The sequence below is a fragment of the Caballeronia telluris genome (assembly GCF_001544495.1).
GTDB classification, from domain to species: Bacteria; Pseudomonadota; Gammaproteobacteria; order Burkholderiales; family Burkholderiaceae; genus Caballeronia; species Caballeronia telluris.
In genome coordinates this window covers 43,082-59,872 of sequence record NZ_FCNZ02000026.1, presented here as the reverse complement: position 1 = coordinate 59,872, position 16,791 = coordinate 43,082, and the positions used below count along the sequence as shown (strand labels likewise).

Below are 16,791 nucleotides of genomic sequence, written 5' to 3'. Positions count from 1 at the left end.
CGCACCCGGTCTTGCCGGCGCGCAATGGCGCTTCGGACAAGGCACGGCCGCTGTGGCGACCCGGAAAACCCGCACGCGCGCCGTGCGCGAAATTCGCAGGTTTTCGGTCGCTTTTTCGATAGACCTTCAGTCGTCCGTGGCGGGGGTTTGCGGCGCGACCGATCGCACGAGCCGCGCGACCTGCCCGTTCGCGACCGCGATCTCCGGGCTCGACTGCAAAAGCGGCAGGTACTGGTCGGCGAATGCGGCGTCGCGCGTTTTGGCCGAGAACATCGCGACGACCGACGTCGCGATGTCGATGCGATCCTGCGCCTGTGCTTTTTCGTCGTCGAGGACATCGTCGAGGGCGGCGATCAGCGTCGACAGCGGCGAGAGCCAGCGATACGCCGAGCCGTTGATCACGATCTGCAGGAATTCCCCCGGCGACACCGGCCCGAACTCGGCCTCGTGCCGCGCGCGCAATTCGGCGAGCATGCTCCGGTGCAGCGTGAGCAGCGGATGACGCACGTCGTTAAGGAAGGTCGTCGCGGCTTGGTCGTTCATGGCGGTGCTCTCGGTTGACTGCATGACGGGAAGCGCACTAGATGGGGCTTCGATGCAGAAAACCAAGCGCGTCGTGCCGCGTCGGCCCGCGTCAGCCCCGCGTCAGCCTTTTCGCATCTTGCCGACATAGCGGATGAACTCGGCCGCCGTGAGCGGCGGCGAAAAGAGCCAGCCCTGGCCGAATTGTGCGCCGCGCGCGTGCAGGTAGCTCGCCTGCTCCTCGCGCTCGATGCCCTCCGCGATCACCTGCACGTCGAGCGTCGCCGCCATGTCGATGATGTGCGACGCCACGCTGCTCGACGCCGCGTCCTGCCCGATCGTATCGACGAACGACTTGTCGATCTTCAGCGCGTCGACGTGGAAGTTTTGCAGGTGCGAAAGGCTCGAATAGCCGGTGCCGAAGTCGTCGATATAGACCGGATGGCCGGCGTCGCGGAACGCGCCGATCACTTCCTTCGCGGCCTCGGCGTCGAGAAAGCCGCGCTCGGTCGCCTCGATGCGGATCTGCTCCGGCCGCACCTTCTGCCGCGCGAGCGCCGCGCGCAGGACGCCGAGAAAGCGCGGCGTCGTGAGGTCGCCCGCGCTCAGGTTGATCGACACGTAGTACTCCGGATACCGCTTCAGGAACTCGGCGAGTTCGAGCAGCACGGTGTCGAGCACCTGGTCGGTGATCGCCTGGATCAGGCCGCGATGCTCGGCGAGCGGAATGAAATGATCGGGCCGCACGATGCGGTCGTGGTGCTTCCAGCGCACGAGCGCCTCGGCGCCGACACAGCGGCGCGTCGCGAGATCGACGATCGGCTGGTACGCGACGATGAACTGGTGGCGCCGCACCGCGTCGCTCAGTTGCCCGCGCGGCGACATGTGGCGCACGATGAAGAACGCCGCCCAGCCCGCGAGCGCGACGCCCGCCGCCAGGCCGCCGAGGAGCCAGCCCCACGGCAGGCTGCGCAGGCGTTCGGGCAGCGCCTCGCGCGGCGCGCTCACGACGACCGCGATCGGCATCGTCCCCGAGCGGCGCACGACATAGGGCGCGTCGAAATAGCCGGGTTGCACCGGCTTGCGATACAGCGCGAGCAGAAGCGACGGATCGGCGCTCGGTGTCGTCGCGATGACGCGGCTCGCTTCCGTGTTGATCACGCCGAGACCGCTCGCGGGCGCCGGGCCGTCGTTTAGGCGCGTCTTCACGCCCTCGACATACGCGGCCGGATCGGCGGCGACGTAATAGCCGTTGCGGCCGAGCACGAACGACTGTTCGCCGCCCGGCATGTGCAGCAGCCGGAACCACGCGATCACGCCGTCGCGGCCGCGCCAGTCTGGCGGCGGCAGCGAGCGGCCGCCGAGCGCGCCCAACGCGACCGCGCCGAGCAGCGACGAACATTGCCAGCGGCCGGCGTGATCGATCGCGCCGGCGTCGCCCACCGCGCGGTGCGCCGTGACAATGCGGCGCAACTCCTGCAAATAGGAGGCGGTGCACGGCTCATCGGAGACCCGCCCGATTTCGCCGAGCGCGCTCGACAGATGGCGCGTTACGTCCTCGGCCTGCACGAGCGCGGCGTCGGCCATCCGGTTGAGTTGCCCGGCCTCCTCCGCCCGCAGACTGCGCTGGGCGAACAGCAAGCCGAGTGCGGCCGGCAGGAGCGCCGCAACCAGCACGACGGCGGCGAGAAACACCGCCAGGCTCGAGCGTCGAAGTTTTTTCATTGCGTCTTATCGCCCTCTCGCCGCGAAACGTTGCAACAACCTCGTCGCGGCGCGACATGCCATTCAGATAGCTAACGCTTGCGGCAGCCCGGCCGGCCGATCGGGACTTGCTTCGCTGATGTGTTCGGTGATGGGCTCACGGAATTGGCACGCCTGGTCGCGCCGTCGTCGTCCGGCGCGCAGCATCGTGCCAAACGACCTAGTGTAGAGGGCGGCGCCCGCGCGACTCAATGGTTTCTTTAACGTAAAACGCGTCGCTTTGGTGGTCTGCCGCACGGCCGGACCACGCTTTTTTGGGCGTCGCCTGCGAGCACCCGGCCATGCGAAAATCATCCGACCAACAACCCGCCCGCCGTTTCCGCGATGCCAGCCGACGCCACGAACCCAGACACCCCGAACCCGCCCCGATCGCCCGTCGTGCGCGATGCGACGCCCGCCGACTTCGATGCCATCGCGCGCATCTACGCGCACTACGTCGAGAACGCGCTCGCGACCTTCGAGGAAATCGCGCCCGGCGCCGATGAAATGCGCGCGCGCCATGCGGCCGTCGTCGCGGCGGGCCTGCCGTATCTCGTGGCCGTCGCCGACGGCGCGGTGCTCGGCTACGCGTATGCGACGGCGTACCGGGCACGCTCGGCGTACCGGCACACGATCGAGGATTCGGTCTATATCGCCGACGGCATGAACGGACGCGGCATCGGCATGGCGCTCTTGTCTGAGCTGATCGCGCGTTGCGAAGCGGGGCCGTGGCGGCAGGTGATCGCGGTGATCGGCAACAGCGGCAACGCGGGGTCGATCGCGCTGCACGCGCGGCTCGGGTTCGAGCACGTCGGCGTGCTGCGCCAGGTCGGGTTCAAGCACGGGCAATGGGTCGATACCGTGCTGATGCAGCGCTCGCTCGGCGAGCGCGATGCGCGAACGCGGGCCGCGTCCGCTCGCGGATGACGCGCGCGCCCGGGCCGCCGCGAGAAGCCGTTACCATTGCGGTCTGATCGCGCGCGCCGCCGACACCCGTCTCAACGGCCACTGATTCACTTTTTCGACGCTTCCCGCATTTGCCCACTTACACCCTCGCCGCCGCCGTCGCCGCCGAACTCGATATTCGCAAGAGCCGCTTCATTGCGCGCGCGCTTCCCGTCCCGAATCGCGAGTCCGCGATGCGCGAACTCGACGCGCTGCGCGCTGAACATCCGGGCGCGACGCACGTCTGCTGGGCGCTGCTCGCGGGCGGCCAGTCGGGCATGTCGGACGACGGCGAGCCCTCCGGCACCGCCGGCCGGCCGATCCTGGAAGTGCTGCGCCATCACGAAGTCGACGGCGTGCTCGCGACGGTCGTGCGCTACTACGGCGGCATCAAGCTCGGCGCGGGCGGGCTCGTGCGCGCCTACACCGACGCCATCGCGACCGCGATGCAGAAGGCCGAGCGCATCGAGCGGATCGAGCGCGGCCTGCTCACGGTGGAAGTGGATTACGCCGACGAAGCCCGCGTGCGCCGCTGGATCGAGCAGCACGACTGCGAGCTGGTCGAGCACGCGTATGCGATGAGCGTGCGGCTCGTCATTCGGATGCCGATCGCGTCGCGCGAGGCGGCGACCGCCGAACTGCGCGATCTCACGCACGGCCGCGCGTCGATCGCGCCCGACACGCCGTGACGCGCGTCCGCGTCTGCGTGAACGCATGAAGACGCTGCGCATCGAGCCGCTCGGGCGCGAGGTCGTCGTCGAGGACGGCGCTTCGCTGATGGAAGCCGCCGCGCGCGCCGGCATCCGCCTGCCGAGTTCGTGCCGAAACGGAACGTGCCGCGCGTGCATGTGCCGGCTCGTGGCGGGCGACGTGCGCTACCGGATCGAATGGCCCGGCCTCGCCGCCGAGGAAAAGCGCGAGGGCTGGGTCCTGCCGTGCGTCGCGCTGGCCGAATCGGACCTCACGATCGAGCAACCCGCGGCGGCCGTGTCGTGCGCCGCGCCGCGTCGCTTGCCCTCGCGCGGGTTCTAGTACGGCGCGTGCGCGGGTAATTCAGGATTTGTCGTCTCCATTCAACGACATACGATTGCAATCCCGAACTAGTCAGTGCCACGTTCCGACGATGACGGTTCAGTTCGGCTCTCAAAAAGTGTACAATTGCGCTTTGCCCTAATTTCTGGCAGGGCCAGATCAACCGAGAACTCAATGACTAAAGTACTGTTGAAAGAGAACGAGCCTTTCGACGTCGCCATGCGTCGTTTTCGTCGCACCGTCGAACGCACGGGCCTGATTCAGGAACTCAAATCGCGCATGGCCTATGAAAAGCCGACCACCGAGCGCAAGCGCAAGAAAGCTGCTGCTGTCGCTCGTCTGCGCAAGCAAATCCGTCGCGCCCAGTTGCCGAAAAAGTTTTATTGATGTGAGGCGCGTAGTCGCCGGCTTGGCTGCCTGCTCGTTTGCGTGAGCCTTGGCGCCGGGCACGTCGAGCGATGTGCGCCAAAATCTGGCTGGCGCCCCGTAGCGGGCGACGTTGTCGACCTGTCTGGACCCAAGCGCGTCCAGGCGCCGGACGGATGCTGAATAAAAAAAGCCTGCATGACTCGATAGTCATGCAGGCTTTTCGTGTTTGTGGCCTTTGGTTTATCGCGACTACCGCGGATCGGGTGCTTCGACGCCGTGCCTCGACGCAGTGCTGTTTCTGACGCAGAAAAGCAAAAAGCCCGGCGAGCCGGGCTTTTTGCTTTGAATCCTGGTTGCGGGGGTAGGATTTGAACCTACGACCTTCGGGTTATGAGCCCGACGAGCTGCCAGACTGCTCCACCCCGCGTCTGAAGAATTAAATTATAGCTGAAAAGCAGCCGCCGACGCAATCAATACTTCGCGTTTTCCCGGATCCGCGCGTTCGCTGCGTCGAAGGCCATTGCCAATGCAGTTCGACTCAGCTGACGGGACGTCGCACGAACGCCAGCATGACGCCGAAGCCGATCATCAGCGAACCGCTCACGCGATTGAACCACTTGAAGCCGCGCGCGCCGTTCGCGACCGAGCCGAGACGCGCGCCGAGCGCCGCGTAGATCGCGATCGCCAAGAGTTCGAGCACGAGGAAAATCGCGCCGAGCACGGCGAAGCTCGTCGAATAAGCGGCGCGGTCGACGAATTGCGGAAAGAACGCCGTGAACACCAGAATCGCCTTCGGATTGCCCGCCGCGACCAGAAACTCCTGCTTCGCGAGCTTGCCGAGCCGCGCGGGAGCGCGCGACGCGTCGTCGCGACGTTCGGCGATCAGCGCCGGCCCCGAGCGGATCAGCTTCACGCCGATCCAGACGAGATAAGCGGCGCCGGCGAATTTGATCAGCGTGAAGAGCGTTTGCGACGCCATCAAGAGCGCGCCGAGCCCGAGTCCGGCAACGGCGATCATGATCGCGAACGCGACGAGCCGCCCGAAAGCCGCGAGCACGGAGAGGCGCACGCCGTCGCGCGCGCCATTCGACAACGACAGGACGTTGTTCGGCCCGAAAGCCATGTTGATCGCGAAGCACGCGGGCACGAACAGCCAGAAAGTCTGCAGCGACATTCCAGTCACCTTCCGGTGTCGACGAAAACCGTCACGCTAGCAGATTCGTGCCCGGTGCAGGCCGAAAACGATTGGAACCGGGCGCTCAGAACCGATGCCGGATGCCCGTCGCGATCATCAGCTGATTGCGGCCGCTCGCCGGATCGTTGGTGTTGATCACTGCTGGTGCGCCGGACGACGCCCGCTGATACAGCGACTCCAGATACACGTCGGTGCGCTTCGAGAGCAAGTAGTCCGCCTGGATCGCGCCCTGGTGCCAGTGCGCGCCGCCGCCGTTCGTGTAGACGTAATTGCCCGCGAGCGCGAGCGCCGGCGTCAGCTGGTAGATGCCGTTGATTTCGTAGTTGCTCAACGCGATCGAGCCGGCGGCTTCGCCTGTGTCGGCGTTGGTCACGCCGGAATTGATCGAGCGGGAGAACGCGCCTGCCAACGTGAAGTCGCCGATCGCATAGCTCGCGCCGACGCCGAACGTGTTCTGCCGTTGGACGTTTGCCGCGATGACCGTGCCGTCGGCGCCGGGCAAAGTCAGCGAATCGTAGGCGCCTGTCGTCGTGTTGCCGCGGCCATTGTTGTGCAGATACGCCGCGCCCGCGTTGAACGGCCCGGCCGAGTAATTCGCGCCGACGCTATAAGCACGATTGTTCGCGAACTGCCCTGCCGCATTCGAGAACGCGTACATGCCGCCGAAGCTGAAGCCGCCGTAGTTTTCGCTCGTGTACTTCACCGAATTGGCGGCGAGGAAGGAATTGTTGGCGTTGTCGTTGTCGAAGATGTGCGCGAAGGCCGTGCCGCCCGCGCCGCCTGTCAACGTGAAAGGCGCGAAGTAGTCATGGATCGAATCGTACTGGTGACCGAAAGTCAGCGTGCCGAGCGTGTCGGTGCCGAGGCCGACGTAGAACGGGTGATCGTTGAAGCCTTCGCCCGTCGCGACCGAATAGCCGCGCTCCAGGCGGAAGATCGCCTTCGCGCCGCCGCCGAGGTCTTCGGAACCTTGCAGGCCCCAGTAGCTGCCGTCGATCAGGCCGGACGTGAGGCGATACTGCGCATTGTCCGCGACGTTGTTCACGTAGGCGAAGCCGGCGTCGAGTTCGCCGTACAGCGTGACGGCGCTCTGCGCCGATGCGGCGCTGCCGACAAGCGCGAGCGCGGCGCCGCAGATGACGTGGCGATGACGGACCTTGGGTCGAATGCGCATGCTTTTCTCCAATCGTTGGTCGAATTTACTACTGACTCCTGAATCGCATCTGATTGGAATGATAGTGATTTTCATTTAACAAATGAAAATCTGCTTTCGAAAAGGTGTCGATATCGCCGAAATCGTTATGTTTGCGCAGGAAAAGCGGCCGCGATGTTGCGTGCGCGCGTCAGCCGGATTCTCGAAGAGCGGCGGATCAACCTGCGCCCGAAACACAATTTCCGGCCAAAAATCCCCTGACTGTTCATTCCCCGGTACGCTGTTGCACTGAATAATCGCTCGATCAGCCGTTTCCCCGCTTAACCGTGAAGAACATGAAAAACGATTCCGTTTCGCTCGACCTGCCGCACGATTCGAAGAAAATCGCCTGCCCGGCGGTCGTGCCACTCTCCTCCATCCTTCCCGAAGAGCCGCTCCTCATGATGGGCGCGGGCCCCGTGCCGATTCCCGATGCCGTCGCGAAAGCGAACGGCGTCGTGATCAATCACCTCGGCTCGACGATGGCGACTGTCATCGGTCAGGTGAAGGCGATGGCCCGCTACGTGTTCCAGACGGAGTCGAAATGGGTGATGGGCGTCGCGGGCCCGGGATCGGCCGCGATGGAAATGGCCGTGACCAACCTCGCGTGGACCGGCACGCGCGTGCTCTGCGTGTGCAACGGCTTTTTCAGCGAGCGGATGGCGGAAATGGCGCGACGCGTCGGCGCCGACGTCGAAATGCTTGTGATTCCGAACGGTCGTGCCGCCGAGGCGGGTGAAGTCGCCGACGCCATCGCGCGCTTTCGGCCCGAGATCGTGACGATCGTGCAGGGCGAAACGTCGAACACGGTATGGAACCGCCATCTCGCGTCGATTGCGGCGGCCGCGCGCGAAGCGGGCGCGCTCGTCGTCGTCGATGCGGTCTGCACGCTTTCCACGATGCCGCTGCCCATGGACGAATGGGGCATCGACGCGGTCATCACCGGCGGCCAGAAAGGACTGTCGTCGATTCCGGGCGTCTCGCTGCTCGCGTTCTCCGAGCCCGCCTGGCAGCGCATCAAGTCGCGCCCCGCCGCGCCCGCGCACTGGTGCCTCGACGCGTCGCTCGCCGAGAACTTCTGGCACAACGCGTCGTATCACTACACCGCGCCCGTGTCCGGCGTGCTCGCGCTGCACGAGGCGTTGCGGCTCGTCTGCGCGGAGACGCTCGAGCGGCGTTTCGCGCGCCATCTGAAGTGCTCGAACGCGCTGCAGGCCGGCATCGAGGCGATGTCGCTCAAGCTTTATGTGGCGCGCGAAAGCCGGCTGAATTCGGTCGTCGGCATCCGGTTGCCCGAGGGCCTGTCCGGCGCCGATGTCTGCGCGCATATTTCGCGGCATCATCATGTCGAGATCGCCGGGTCGTTCGGCGCGCCCATCGTGCGCATCGGGCAGATGGGCGAGCAATGCCGCGAGCATCACCTCTTTCGCACGGTCCACGCGCTCGGGCGCACGATGCACGATCTCGGCGTCGATGTCGATCTGCCGGCCGGCGTCGCGGCGCTCGAACGGTCGCTCGCGGCGGCGTGAGCGTTGCGGGCATGACCGGTAAGATCACGTGATTCCCACCACTGCGATTCCGACATGTCCGACCTCCTCACCAAAGCGATCGTCACCGGCCATTCACGCGGGCTCGGCGAGGCCATCGCCGAAGCACTGCTCTTGCGCGGCATTCCGGTGCTCGCGCTCGCGCGGCGCCGCAACGCGGCCCTCGCCGCGCGGTTTCCCGGCACGCTCGAAGAAGTCGAACTCGATCTCGCGGATCTCGCGGGCGTCGAACGCTGGCTCGCGAGCGACGCGCTGCAACGTTTCTCGGCCGGCGCCGGCACGCTGCTGCTCGTCAACAACGCAGGCATGCTGCAGCCGGTCGGCGCGCTCGAACAGCAGGATGCCGGTTCGATCGCGCGCGCTGTCAGCCTGAATGTCGCGACGCCGCTCATGCTCGCCGCGTCGCTGGCCGTCGCGGGCAGCGACGCGCAAGAGCGCCGCATCGTGCATGTGTCGAGCGGCGCGGCACGCAATGCGTATCCCGGCTGGAGCATCTACTGCGCGACGAAAGCCGCGCTCGATCACCACGCGCGCGCGGTCGCGCTGGACGCGAGCCGCGCGCTGCGGATCGCGAGCGTCGCGCCGGGCGTCGTCGATACGGACATGCAGGGCGAGATTCGCGCGACCGGGCTCGAACGCTTCCCCTTGCGCGAAAAATTCGACTCGCTCAAGCGCGACGGCCTGCTCGCGAGCCCCGCGCAGTCGGCGCAAAAACTGGTCGATTACGCGTTGAGCGACGCCTTCGGCGAGACGCCGGTCGCCGACGTTCGCGATCTGCCGTGACCTCGGCTTAAGGCGCGCCGGGCAGGAATGGCCGGCGTGAGAGCGCGTCGGCAATCGAGTTCCTGACGCGCGGAATCCAGTGCAGATGGACCTCGCCGAGTTCCCCGATCAACCGCCGCGCGAGCGCCGCATGCGCCGCGAGCACGGCCGCGCCCGCGACGCCCTTCACGTCGTCGATCACGACGCGGCTGTCGCCATAAATCACGAGCTTCTCCGCCCGCCGGTCGAGCGCGGCTTCGAGCACCGAAATCAGCGCGAGATACTCGGCCTTGCTGCTGTCGCCGTGACCCGCCGCCGCGCTGATTTCGAGCGTCTCGCCGTGCGGACTCCTCAATACCGCGCCGATTGCGATGCGCCCCGGGTTCGGCATCGCCGAGCCGTCGAACCAGGCGAGCCAGGCGCCATGTTCGTGAGGGGACCCGCGATGATGCGCGCGTAGGCGCGGCTTCGCGCGCGACGCTTCGCGCGCCTGTGCGGCTTCGTGCGCGCGGGCATGGGCAAGCCGACGCGCGTGCACGAGATCGCCGAGCGACTGCCCGCCGGCCGCTTTTTCGAGCGTCTTGACGAGCGCTTCGCGCGCGGAAATCGACGCGCCCTTCGACAAGCGGCGGCTCTGCGCGCGCTCTTTTTTATACGCGATGGACAGCAGTTCTTCGAAATCGAACATGGCGACGCGCAGGCCGCGCGCAGGGAGGAATGAACGGCGAGCTTAGCAAAAACCGCCCGGTGACGCGATCAGCGAGAGGCCGCGGGCGTCTTGGCCGCCAGCAGCGAACGCGCTTCGTCGATATTGCGGCGCGCCTGCGTCTGCGCGGCGGTGCCCGGCTCCAGCGCGTTGGCGAGCCGCTGCCAGTAGTCGAGCGCGGCGGCGTAGTCGCGCCGATCCAGCGCCGCGGATCCCGCGAGCGCGAGCGCTTTCGGATTGGCCGCATCGAGCGCCAGCGCGGCGTCGATCTGCTCGAGCGACGATCCCGCGAGCCCCGAGCCGCGCGCGCTCGCGAGGGCGTCGGCGTAGTCCGCGCGCAGTTGCGCATCGCGCGGCGCGAGCGCGACGGCACGCGCGTAGGCCGCGACGGCATCGTTCGCGCGATCGAGCACGAAGTACGAGCGCGCGAGCATCGCCCAGTCGTCGGCGGTGCCGGATCGATCGCGCAGACGCAGCGCGAGGCGCGACACCATCACGTCCAGCGTGCCCGACGCCATCTCGTGCTGCCCGCCGGGCGTGGCGTCGAGTGCGAGCGCGCGCGGTTCGCCGAGTTTCAGATACAGGGCGAGCACCGCCGACGGCAGCAGCGCGACCATGAGCCCCGCCGTCGCGGCGCGCGCGGCGAACCCCTGTGACGCCTGGATGGTGCCGGGCGGTCGCACCGAATCGACATCGTCGAAGAGACGCGTTTCGATCTCGCGCCGGGTCGACTCGTATGCGTCCTTCGACAGCGCGCCGGTGCGCCGGTCCGACTCGGCGCGTTCGAGTTCATCGCGATACAGCGCGACGAGCAGCGCGCGGCTGTCGGGGCCGTCCGGGCGGCCCGCGCCGCGCAAGAGCGGCCACGTCACGCACAGCAACGCGCCGACGAGCATGGCTGCCGCGATCGTCCAGAATTCCGTCACGATCCCGGCTCCCCTGGGTGGCGTGCGAGGAGCGCGCCGACGCGCCGGCGCTCGTCGTCCGAGAGCGTGCGCGCGTTCATCGTGCGGCGGCGCGCGACGATACGCGAGAGCGCCGCGACGCCCACGCCAAGCAGCAGGAAAGGCCCGAGCCACAGCAGCCAGGTCCGTGGCCGCCACGGCGGCGAGTACAGCACGAAATCGCCGTAACGTTGGGTCATGTAGTCGCGCACTTGCTGATCGGTCGCGCCGCCTTCGACCTGCTCGACAACTTTCGCGCGCAGATCGGCGGCGAGATCGGCGGTGGAATCGGCGAGCGTTTCGTTTTGGCACACGAGGCAGCGCAGGCTTTGCTCGATTTCGCGGATGCGCGCGGCCTGGGCCGCGTCGGGCGCGGCGTGCGCGTGCGTCGTCAGCGCGAGCGTCGTCGCGAGAGTCATCGCGAACGTCATTGCGAACCACATGGCGCGCGCGAAACCGCTAGTCATCGCCGGACTCCCGCTGCAGCCGCCGCACGAGCGGCAGCACGTCCGCCTCAAGCGCCTTCGCGCTGAGCGGACCCGCGTGCCGGTAGCGGATCACGCCCGCCTTGTCGATCACGAAGGTCTCCGGCACGCCGTAGACGCCATATTCGATGCCCACCTGCCCCAGCCTGTCGACGATCGACGCGACGTACGGATCGCCCGCGCGCGCGATCCAGTCGAGCGCCGCCTGCGGCTCGTCCTTGTAGTTGAGGCCGTAGACCGGCGCGAGTTTGCGGCGCGCGATTTCCACGAGGAGCGCGTGCTCGTCGCGGCACGACTCGCACCACGAAGCCCAGACGTTCAACAGCCACACTTGTCCGCGCAGATCGGCGGGCGAGAAGCGCTGCCCGGCCGCCTGTAACTGCGGCAGATCGAACGCGGGCGCGGGCCTGCCGATCAACGCGGACGGCAGCCGCCGCGGATCGTGCGACAGCCCCGCCGCGAGCAGCGCGCCGAGCACGACAAAGACGGCAAGCGGCACGAGAAAGCGCTTCATCGGCCGGTCTCCGGTCCGGGCGCCGCGCCATGACTTTCGCTCGCGATCGGCGCGGCGGCGTCTCGCCTTGCGCGCACCACCGACCGGTAGCGGCGATCGCTCGCCGCCAGCGCGCCGCCGAGCGCGATCAGCAGGCAACCGCCCCAGATCCAGTTCACGAACGGCTTGGTGTGGATGCGCATCGTCCACGCCTCGCGGCCGGCTCGCGTGTCCGGCGCGGCGCTCACTTCTTCGCCGAGCGCGACATAGAGGTCGCGGAACACGCCGCGGTCGATGGCCGCTTCGGTCATCGGCGTTTCCTGCACGACGAAGAAGCGCTTCTCCGGATGGAGCAGCGCAACGGGCTTGCCGTCGCGCGTCACCGAGATGCTCGCCTGCATCGCGCGATAGTTGGGGCCGTCGCGCGCGCGCGTGCCGTCGAAGCGGAATGTGTAGCCGCCTTCGGTCACCGATTCGCCTCGCTGGAGCCTGACATCGCGCTCCGTTTCGAAGCCTTTCACAAACGTCACGCCGACGATGAACACGCCGACTCCGAGGTGCGCGATCAGCATCCCGCAGAATCCGCGCGGCAGACGCGACAAGCGCGCGGCGAGCGGCCCGGTCTGCTGCGCGATGCGTTCGACGAGCGCCACCGCCGTCGCGCTCATGGTCCACGCCGCGAGCAGCACGCCGAGCGCGACGAGCGGTCGGAAGCCGCCGCCGATCCCCTGCAGCACGAGCGCGGCCGCCGCACTGGCGACGCTCGCGGCGAACGCCCAGCGCAGACGCACGGCCAGTTCGGGCGCGCGTGCGCTTTTCCATCGCGCGACGGGTCCGATCCCCATCAGGAACACGGCGGGCGTCATGATCGGCACGAAGATCGCATCGAAGTACGGCGCCCCGACTGAAATCCTGCCGAGCCCGAGCACGTCGAGGCCGAGCGGATAGAGCGTGCCGAGCAGCACGGACGCAGCGGCCACCATCAGGAGCACGTTGTTCGACAGCAGCAGCGACTCGCGCGAAATCACGTCGAAGCCGCCGCCGAGGCCGACCTTCGGCGCGCGCCACGCAAAGAGCAAGAGCGCGCCGCCCGACACCGCACAGAGGAACACGAGGATGAAAATGCCGCGCGCCGGGTCGGCGGCGAACGAATGCACCGACGTGATCACGCCCGAGCGCACGAGGAAGGTCCCGAGCAGACACAGCGAGAACGTGCAGATCGCGAGCAGCACGGTCCAGCTTCGAAACGCGCCGCGCTTCTCGGTGACCGCGAGCGAGTGGATCAACGCCGTGCCCGCGAGCCACGGCATGAACGACGCATTCTCGACCGGGTCCCAGAACCACCAGCCGCCCCAGCCGAGTTCGTAGTACGCCCAGCCGCTGCCGAGCATGATGCCGAGCGTGAGAAAGAGCCAGGCGGCGAGCGTCCACGGGCGCGACCAGCGCGCCCACGCAGCGTTCAGCTCCCCGGAAAGCAGCGCCGCGATGGCAAACGCGAACGCCACCGTGAAGCCGACATAGCCCATGTAGAGGATCGGCGGATGCGACACCATGCCGGGGTCCTGCAGGAGTGGATTGAGATCGCGGCCGTCCATCGCTGGCGGAAGCAGCCGCGCGAACGGATTCGACGTGAATAGCATGAAGAGGAGGAACCCCGCCGCGACCCAGCTCATCACGGCCAGCACGCGCGCGACCATCGCGATCGGCAGCGACTTGCTGAAGACTGTCACGGCCGCCATCCAGACGGTGAGGAGCAAAGTCCACAGCAGGATCGAGCCTTCGTGTCCGCCCCACACCGCCGTCACGCGATAGACGAGCGGCAGCATCGAATTCGAATTGCCGGCGACGTAGAGGACCGAAAAATCGTTGCCGGCGAACGATGCCGCGAGGCAGCCGAACGCAATCGCGACGAACGCGAACTGCGCGCGCGCGACGGGCCACGCCATGCGCATCCAGCCGTCGATGCCGCGCGCGGCGCCCACGAGCGGCAGCACGCCGTTCGTCACCGCGAGCACGAGCGCGACGATCAGCGCGAAGTGGCCGGCTTCGGGGATCATCGCGCCGGATCCGTCGACGAGTGGTCCGAGACGCGCAGGGCGGGACGCGACCGGCTCGCGCGCTCGGGCGAGCCGGCGACGGGCGGCGGCAGGTAGTTCTCGTCGTGCTTCGCCAGCACCTGGTCGGCGACGAACGTGCCGTCCGCCATCAGCGTGCCCTCCGCGACCACGCCCTTGCCTTCGCGAAAGAGATCGGGCAGCACGCCGCGATAGGTCACGCGGATGTCGTGCGCCGTATCGGTGACGATGAAACGTACCGTGAGCCCTTCGCGATCGGCTGCATCGCGCGCGAGCGAGCCCTGCCCGACCAGCCCGCCGATGCGCAACCGCGCACCCGCGGCGAGGCGTTCCTCGGCCACTTGCGTCGGGCTGGCGAAAAACATCACGTTGGCGCGGAACGCGTTGAGCACGAGCGTCGTCGCCATGCCTAGCGCCGCCACGCCGAGCGCGACCCACAAGAAGCGCCGCGTGCGCGGCTTCATGGTTCCCGCCCGCTGCGCGGCCCGCGCGAGACGGGCCGCAGCGTCACCGGCGCGCGAACCCGCGCGGTGGCCTCGCGCTCGCGCAGGGCTCTCGCGCTCGCGCGCCACACCAGCAGCGCCTCGACAGCGAACAACACGAACGCGCCGCCGAACGCGGCCCAGACAAAAGCCGAAGGATTCATCGCGGGCGCCCCTCCGCATGACTCGGCGCAGCGTCCTCACGCACGCGCACGATGATGCGCATGCGCGCGAGCACGATGGCGATCCCGTAACTCCAAAGCGCGAGCGTCATCGCGACGATGCCGCAGAGCATCGAAGGCGCCATCGCCACCCCGCTGCCGAATCCGAGCGACGCGCCCTGATGCAGCGTGTACCACCATTGCACCGAAAAATAGATCACCGGAATATTGACGACGCCCGCGAGCGCCAGCACGGCACAGGCGCGATCGGCGCGCGGGGGGTCGTCGATGGCGGCGTGCAGCGCCAGAAAGCCGAGATAAAGAAAAAGCAGGATCAGTTCCGACGTGAGCCGCGCGTCCCAGACCCACCACGCGCCCCAGGTCGGCCGGCCCCACAGCGCGCCGCTCGCGAGCGCGACGAAGGTGAAGAGCGCGCCGGTCGGCGCGAGCGCGCGCGCCATCATCGCGGCGAGCCGCGCGTTGAGCACGAGGCCGAGCGCCGCGTACCCCGCCATCACGACGTAGATCAGCATCGACATCCACGCCGCCGGCACGTGGATGAACATGATGCGGTAGACCTCGCCCTGCACGGCATCCGTCGGCGCGACCGCGAACGCGATGTAAAGCCCCGCCGCCAGGAACGCGAGCGCCGCGCAGCTGAACAGAGGAATCAGCCGGCGCGCGAGCGCGTCGAACGTCTTCGGCGACGCGTAGCGAAACCAGTGGATCGGGGTGCGGTTCGTGGCGCTCGACGTGCTCATGTTCGAAGAAGGTTCGCTAGGGAATCATTGCGCGGCATCGCGCAGCGCCGCGGCGCTCGCGACGGGACAGAACACGAGCGCGGCGATCAGCCCGGCGCCGAGCAGCGAAAAGTTGGCCGCGCTCCACGCCGCGCCGCGCACCGCATCGGCTGCGCCGACGCCGAAGATCAGCACGGGGATGTCGAGCGGCAGCACCAGCACCGCGAGCAGCACGCCGCCGCCGCGCACGCCGACGGTCAGCGCCGCCCCGATCGCGCCGATCAGGCAAAGCACCGGCGTGCCGACGAGGAGCGACGCCGTGAGGAGCAGCACCGCGCGCGCCGGCAGATCGTACTGAAGTGCGATGACCGGCGTGAGCAGCACGAGCGCGAAGCCGCTCGTCAGCCAGTGCACCGCGATCTTCGCGAACACCATCGCGATGAGCGGCTGCGGCGCGAGCAGCATCAGGTCGAGCGAGCCGTCGTCGAAATCCTGCGCGAAAAGGCGCGGCGCGGCGAGCATCGTCGAGAAGAGCGCCGTGACCCACAGCACGCCCGGCGCGATCGCGTGCAGCAAGCGCACATCGGCGCCCACCGCGATCGGAAAGAGACTCGTCGCGATGACGAAGAACAGCAGCGAGCCGAGTGCGTCGGTGCGGCGCCGCCAGGTGAGCGCCCATTCGCGGCGCGCGACGCATGCGATCAGGCGAGGCATGACTCGCTCCGCTCGAAGGAGAAGTCGCGCGTCGCCGAGGGCGCGGTATCGAGCGGCAGGTGCGTCGTCATCACCACGATGCCGCCGCGCTCGACATGTTCCCCGATGCACGCGGCGATGAGCCGCGACGACTCGGCATCGAGCGCGGCGGCGGGTTCGTCGAGCAGCCACAGCGGCTTGGGTTCGAGCAGGAGCCGCGCGATGGCGATGCGCCGCTGCTGGCCCTGCGACAGCGCACCCGCGAGCCGGTTCTCGCACGCCGCGAGCCCGAGCCGCCCGAGCGCGCGATGTTCGGAATGCGCATCCGAGGTATCGCACGAGACGGCCGCGCCGAGCCGCGCCGCGAAGCGCAGATTCTCGACGACGGTCAGGTCCCGGCTCACCGCATTCGCATGCCCGACATACGCGAGCGCGCGGCGCCACGCCAGCGCGTCCTTTCTCGTGTCGACGCCTTGCCAGCGGATCGTGCCGTGAAACGGACGCAGGAGACCGGCAAGCACGCGCAACAGCGTGGTCTTGCCGCTGCCGTTCGCCCCGTGGATTTGCAGCACCTGTCCGGCGTCGGCCGTGAAGTCGACTGCGTCGAACACCATCTCGCCGCCGCGACAGAACGCGAGACCCGCGACGCACAGCGTCGGCGCTGCGCTGACTTCGGTTTCCCCGGCCGAGCGCATGGTTCGCATC

20 protein-coding genes and 1 tRNA gene are annotated in these 16,791 nt (G+C 67.9%); 6 read left to right on the top strand and 15 right to left on the bottom strand.

What is annotated here, in order from left to right; translation table 11 throughout:
• Nucleotides 1–126 precede the first annotated feature (126 nt).
• Both AWB66_RS26145 and AWB66_RS26140 read right to left on the bottom strand, forming a co-directional pair.
• Nucleotides 127–543 (bottom strand): hypothetical protein, encoded by a 417-nt coding sequence (locus AWB66_RS26145; protein WP_087633012.1) that lies wholly within the window; start codon nucleotides 541–543, stop codon nucleotides 127–129.
• 102 nt (nucleotides 544–645) lie between these two features.
• A complete protein-coding gene (locus AWB66_RS26140; RefSeq protein WP_087632980.1) occupies nucleotides 646–2,247 on the bottom strand; it encodes an EAL domain-containing protein in 1,602 nt (533 codons plus the stop codon).
• Between the two features lie 363 nt (nucleotides 2,248–2,610).
• Here AWB66_RS26140 and AWB66_RS26135 point away from each other — a divergent pair, with 363 nt between their 5' ends.
• From AWB66_RS26135 to rpsU, 4 genes are all read left to right on the top strand, one after another.
• Nucleotides 2,611–3,192, top strand: coding sequence for a GNAT family N-acetyltransferase (locus AWB66_RS26135; RefSeq protein WP_087632979.1), 582 nt, complete (start codon nucleotides 2,611–2,613; stop codon nucleotides 3,190–3,192).
• A gap of 110 nt (nucleotides 3,193–3,302) precedes the next feature.
• Entirely contained in the window at nucleotides 3,303–3,899 is a 597-nt protein-coding gene (locus AWB66_RS26130; RefSeq protein WP_087632978.1) for an IMPACT family protein, read from the top strand.
• A 25-nt stretch (nucleotides 3,900–3,924) separates the two neighbouring features.
• Entirely contained in the window at nucleotides 3,925–4,242 is a 318-nt protein-coding gene (locus AWB66_RS26125) for a 2Fe-2S iron-sulfur cluster-binding protein (protein ID WP_087632977.1), read from the top strand.
• Nucleotides 4,243–4,416: 174 nt separating this feature from the next.
• On the top strand, nucleotides 4,417–4,629 hold the full coding sequence (gene rpsU / locus AWB66_RS26120; protein WP_006999077.1) for a 30S ribosomal protein S21: 213 nt from the start codon (nucleotides 4,417–4,419) through the stop codon (nucleotides 4,627–4,629).
• Between the two features lie 332 nt (nucleotides 4,630–4,961).
• On the opposite strand, the gene AWB66_RS26115 is transcribed toward rpsU, so the two are convergent.
• The 3 genes from AWB66_RS26115 to AWB66_RS26105 form a co-directional block, all read right to left on the bottom strand.
• Nucleotides 4,962–5,038 (bottom strand) — tRNA-Met (locus AWB66_RS26115).
• A gap of 111 nt (nucleotides 5,039–5,149) precedes the next feature.
• Nucleotides 5,150–5,785, bottom strand: coding sequence for a LysE family translocator (locus tag AWB66_RS26110; protein ID WP_087632976.1), 636 nt, complete (start codon nucleotides 5,783–5,785; stop codon nucleotides 5,150–5,152).
• 85 nt (nucleotides 5,786–5,870) lie between these two features.
• Complete coding sequence (locus tag AWB66_RS26105; RefSeq protein ID WP_087632975.1) at nucleotides 5,871–6,980, bottom strand: porin; 1,110 nt, start codon at nucleotides 6,978–6,980, stop codon at nucleotides 5,871–5,873.
• Nucleotides 6,981–7,294: 314 nt separating this feature from the next.
• Here AWB66_RS26105 and AWB66_RS26100 point away from each other — a divergent pair, with 314 nt between their 5' ends.
• A complete protein-coding gene (locus tag AWB66_RS26100) occupies nucleotides 7,295–8,527 on the top strand; it encodes a pyridoxal-phosphate-dependent aminotransferase family protein (protein ID WP_087632974.1) in 1,233 nt (410 codons plus the stop codon).
• A gap of 54 nt (nucleotides 8,528–8,581) precedes the next feature.
• Complete coding sequence (locus tag AWB66_RS26095; RefSeq protein ID WP_087632973.1) at nucleotides 8,582–9,328, top strand: SDR family oxidoreductase; 747 nt, start codon at nucleotides 8,582–8,584, stop codon at nucleotides 9,326–9,328.
• Between the two features lie 7 nt (nucleotides 9,329–9,335).
• Here the strand turns inward: AWB66_RS26095 and AWB66_RS26090 are convergent, their stop codons facing one another.
• The 10 genes from AWB66_RS26090 to ccmA form a co-directional block, all read right to left on the bottom strand.
• Nucleotides 9,336–9,995, bottom strand: a complete 660-nt coding sequence (locus tag AWB66_RS26090; RefSeq protein ID WP_087632972.1) for a ribonuclease HI family protein — start codon at nucleotides 9,993–9,995, stop codon at nucleotides 9,336–9,338.
• A 68-nt stretch (nucleotides 9,996–10,063) separates the two neighbouring features.
• On the bottom strand, nucleotides 10,064–10,939 hold the full coding sequence (gene ccmI, locus AWB66_RS26085) for a c-type cytochrome biogenesis protein CcmI (RefSeq protein ID WP_087632971.1): 876 nt from the start codon (nucleotides 10,937–10,939) through the stop codon (nucleotides 10,064–10,066).
• Nucleotides 10,936–11,424 carry a cytochrome c-type biogenesis protein gene (locus AWB66_RS26080; RefSeq protein WP_235021240.1) on the bottom strand — a complete coding sequence of 163 codons (489 nt, stop codon included), beginning with the start codon at nucleotides 11,422–11,424 and terminating at the stop codon, nucleotides 10,936–10,938. The genes ccmI and AWB66_RS26080 overlap by 4 nt, the downstream gene beginning before the upstream one ends.
• Nucleotides 11,417–11,956, bottom strand: a complete 540-nt coding sequence (locus AWB66_RS26075; RefSeq protein WP_087632970.1) for a DsbE family thiol:disulfide interchange protein — start codon at nucleotides 11,954–11,956, stop codon at nucleotides 11,417–11,419. Before AWB66_RS26075 ends, AWB66_RS26080 begins: the two co-directional genes overlap by 8 nt.
• The gene (locus AWB66_RS26070; protein ID WP_087632969.1) at nucleotides 11,953–13,992 is read right to left on the bottom strand and encodes a heme lyase CcmF/NrfE family subunit; all 2,040 of its coding nucleotides are present in this window, start codon (nucleotides 13,990–13,992) and stop codon (nucleotides 11,953–11,955) included. The genes AWB66_RS26075 and AWB66_RS26070 overlap by 4 nt, the downstream gene beginning before the upstream one ends.
• Nucleotides 13,989–14,474 (bottom strand): cytochrome c maturation protein CcmE, encoded by a 486-nt coding sequence (gene ccmE / locus AWB66_RS26065; RefSeq protein ID WP_087632968.1) that lies wholly within the window; start codon nucleotides 14,472–14,474, stop codon nucleotides 13,989–13,991. Before ccmE ends, AWB66_RS26070 begins: the two co-directional genes overlap by 4 nt.
• The gene (locus AWB66_RS26060) at nucleotides 14,471–14,656 is read right to left on the bottom strand and encodes a hypothetical protein (protein WP_087632967.1); all 186 of its coding nucleotides are present in this window, start codon (nucleotides 14,654–14,656) and stop codon (nucleotides 14,471–14,473) included. Before AWB66_RS26060 ends, ccmE begins: the two co-directional genes overlap by 4 nt.
• Entirely contained in the window at nucleotides 14,653–15,414 is a 762-nt protein-coding gene (gene ccmC, locus AWB66_RS26055) for a heme ABC transporter permease CcmC (protein WP_087632966.1), read from the bottom strand. Before ccmC ends, AWB66_RS26060 begins: the two co-directional genes overlap by 4 nt.
• Nucleotides 15,415–15,438: 24 nt before the next feature.
• Complete coding sequence (ccmB, locus tag AWB66_RS26050) at nucleotides 15,439–16,107, bottom strand: heme exporter protein CcmB (RefSeq protein ID WP_087632965.1); 669 nt, start codon at nucleotides 16,105–16,107, stop codon at nucleotides 15,439–15,441.
• Nucleotides 16,095–16,790: a cytochrome c biogenesis heme-transporting ATPase CcmA gene (gene ccmA, locus AWB66_RS26045; protein ID WP_235021239.1), complete on the bottom strand. Its 696-nt coding sequence runs from the start codon at nucleotides 16,788–16,790 to the stop codon at nucleotides 16,095–16,097. The genes ccmB and ccmA overlap by 13 nt, the downstream gene beginning before the upstream one ends.
• Between the last annotated feature and the right edge of the window lies 1 nt (nucleotide 16,791).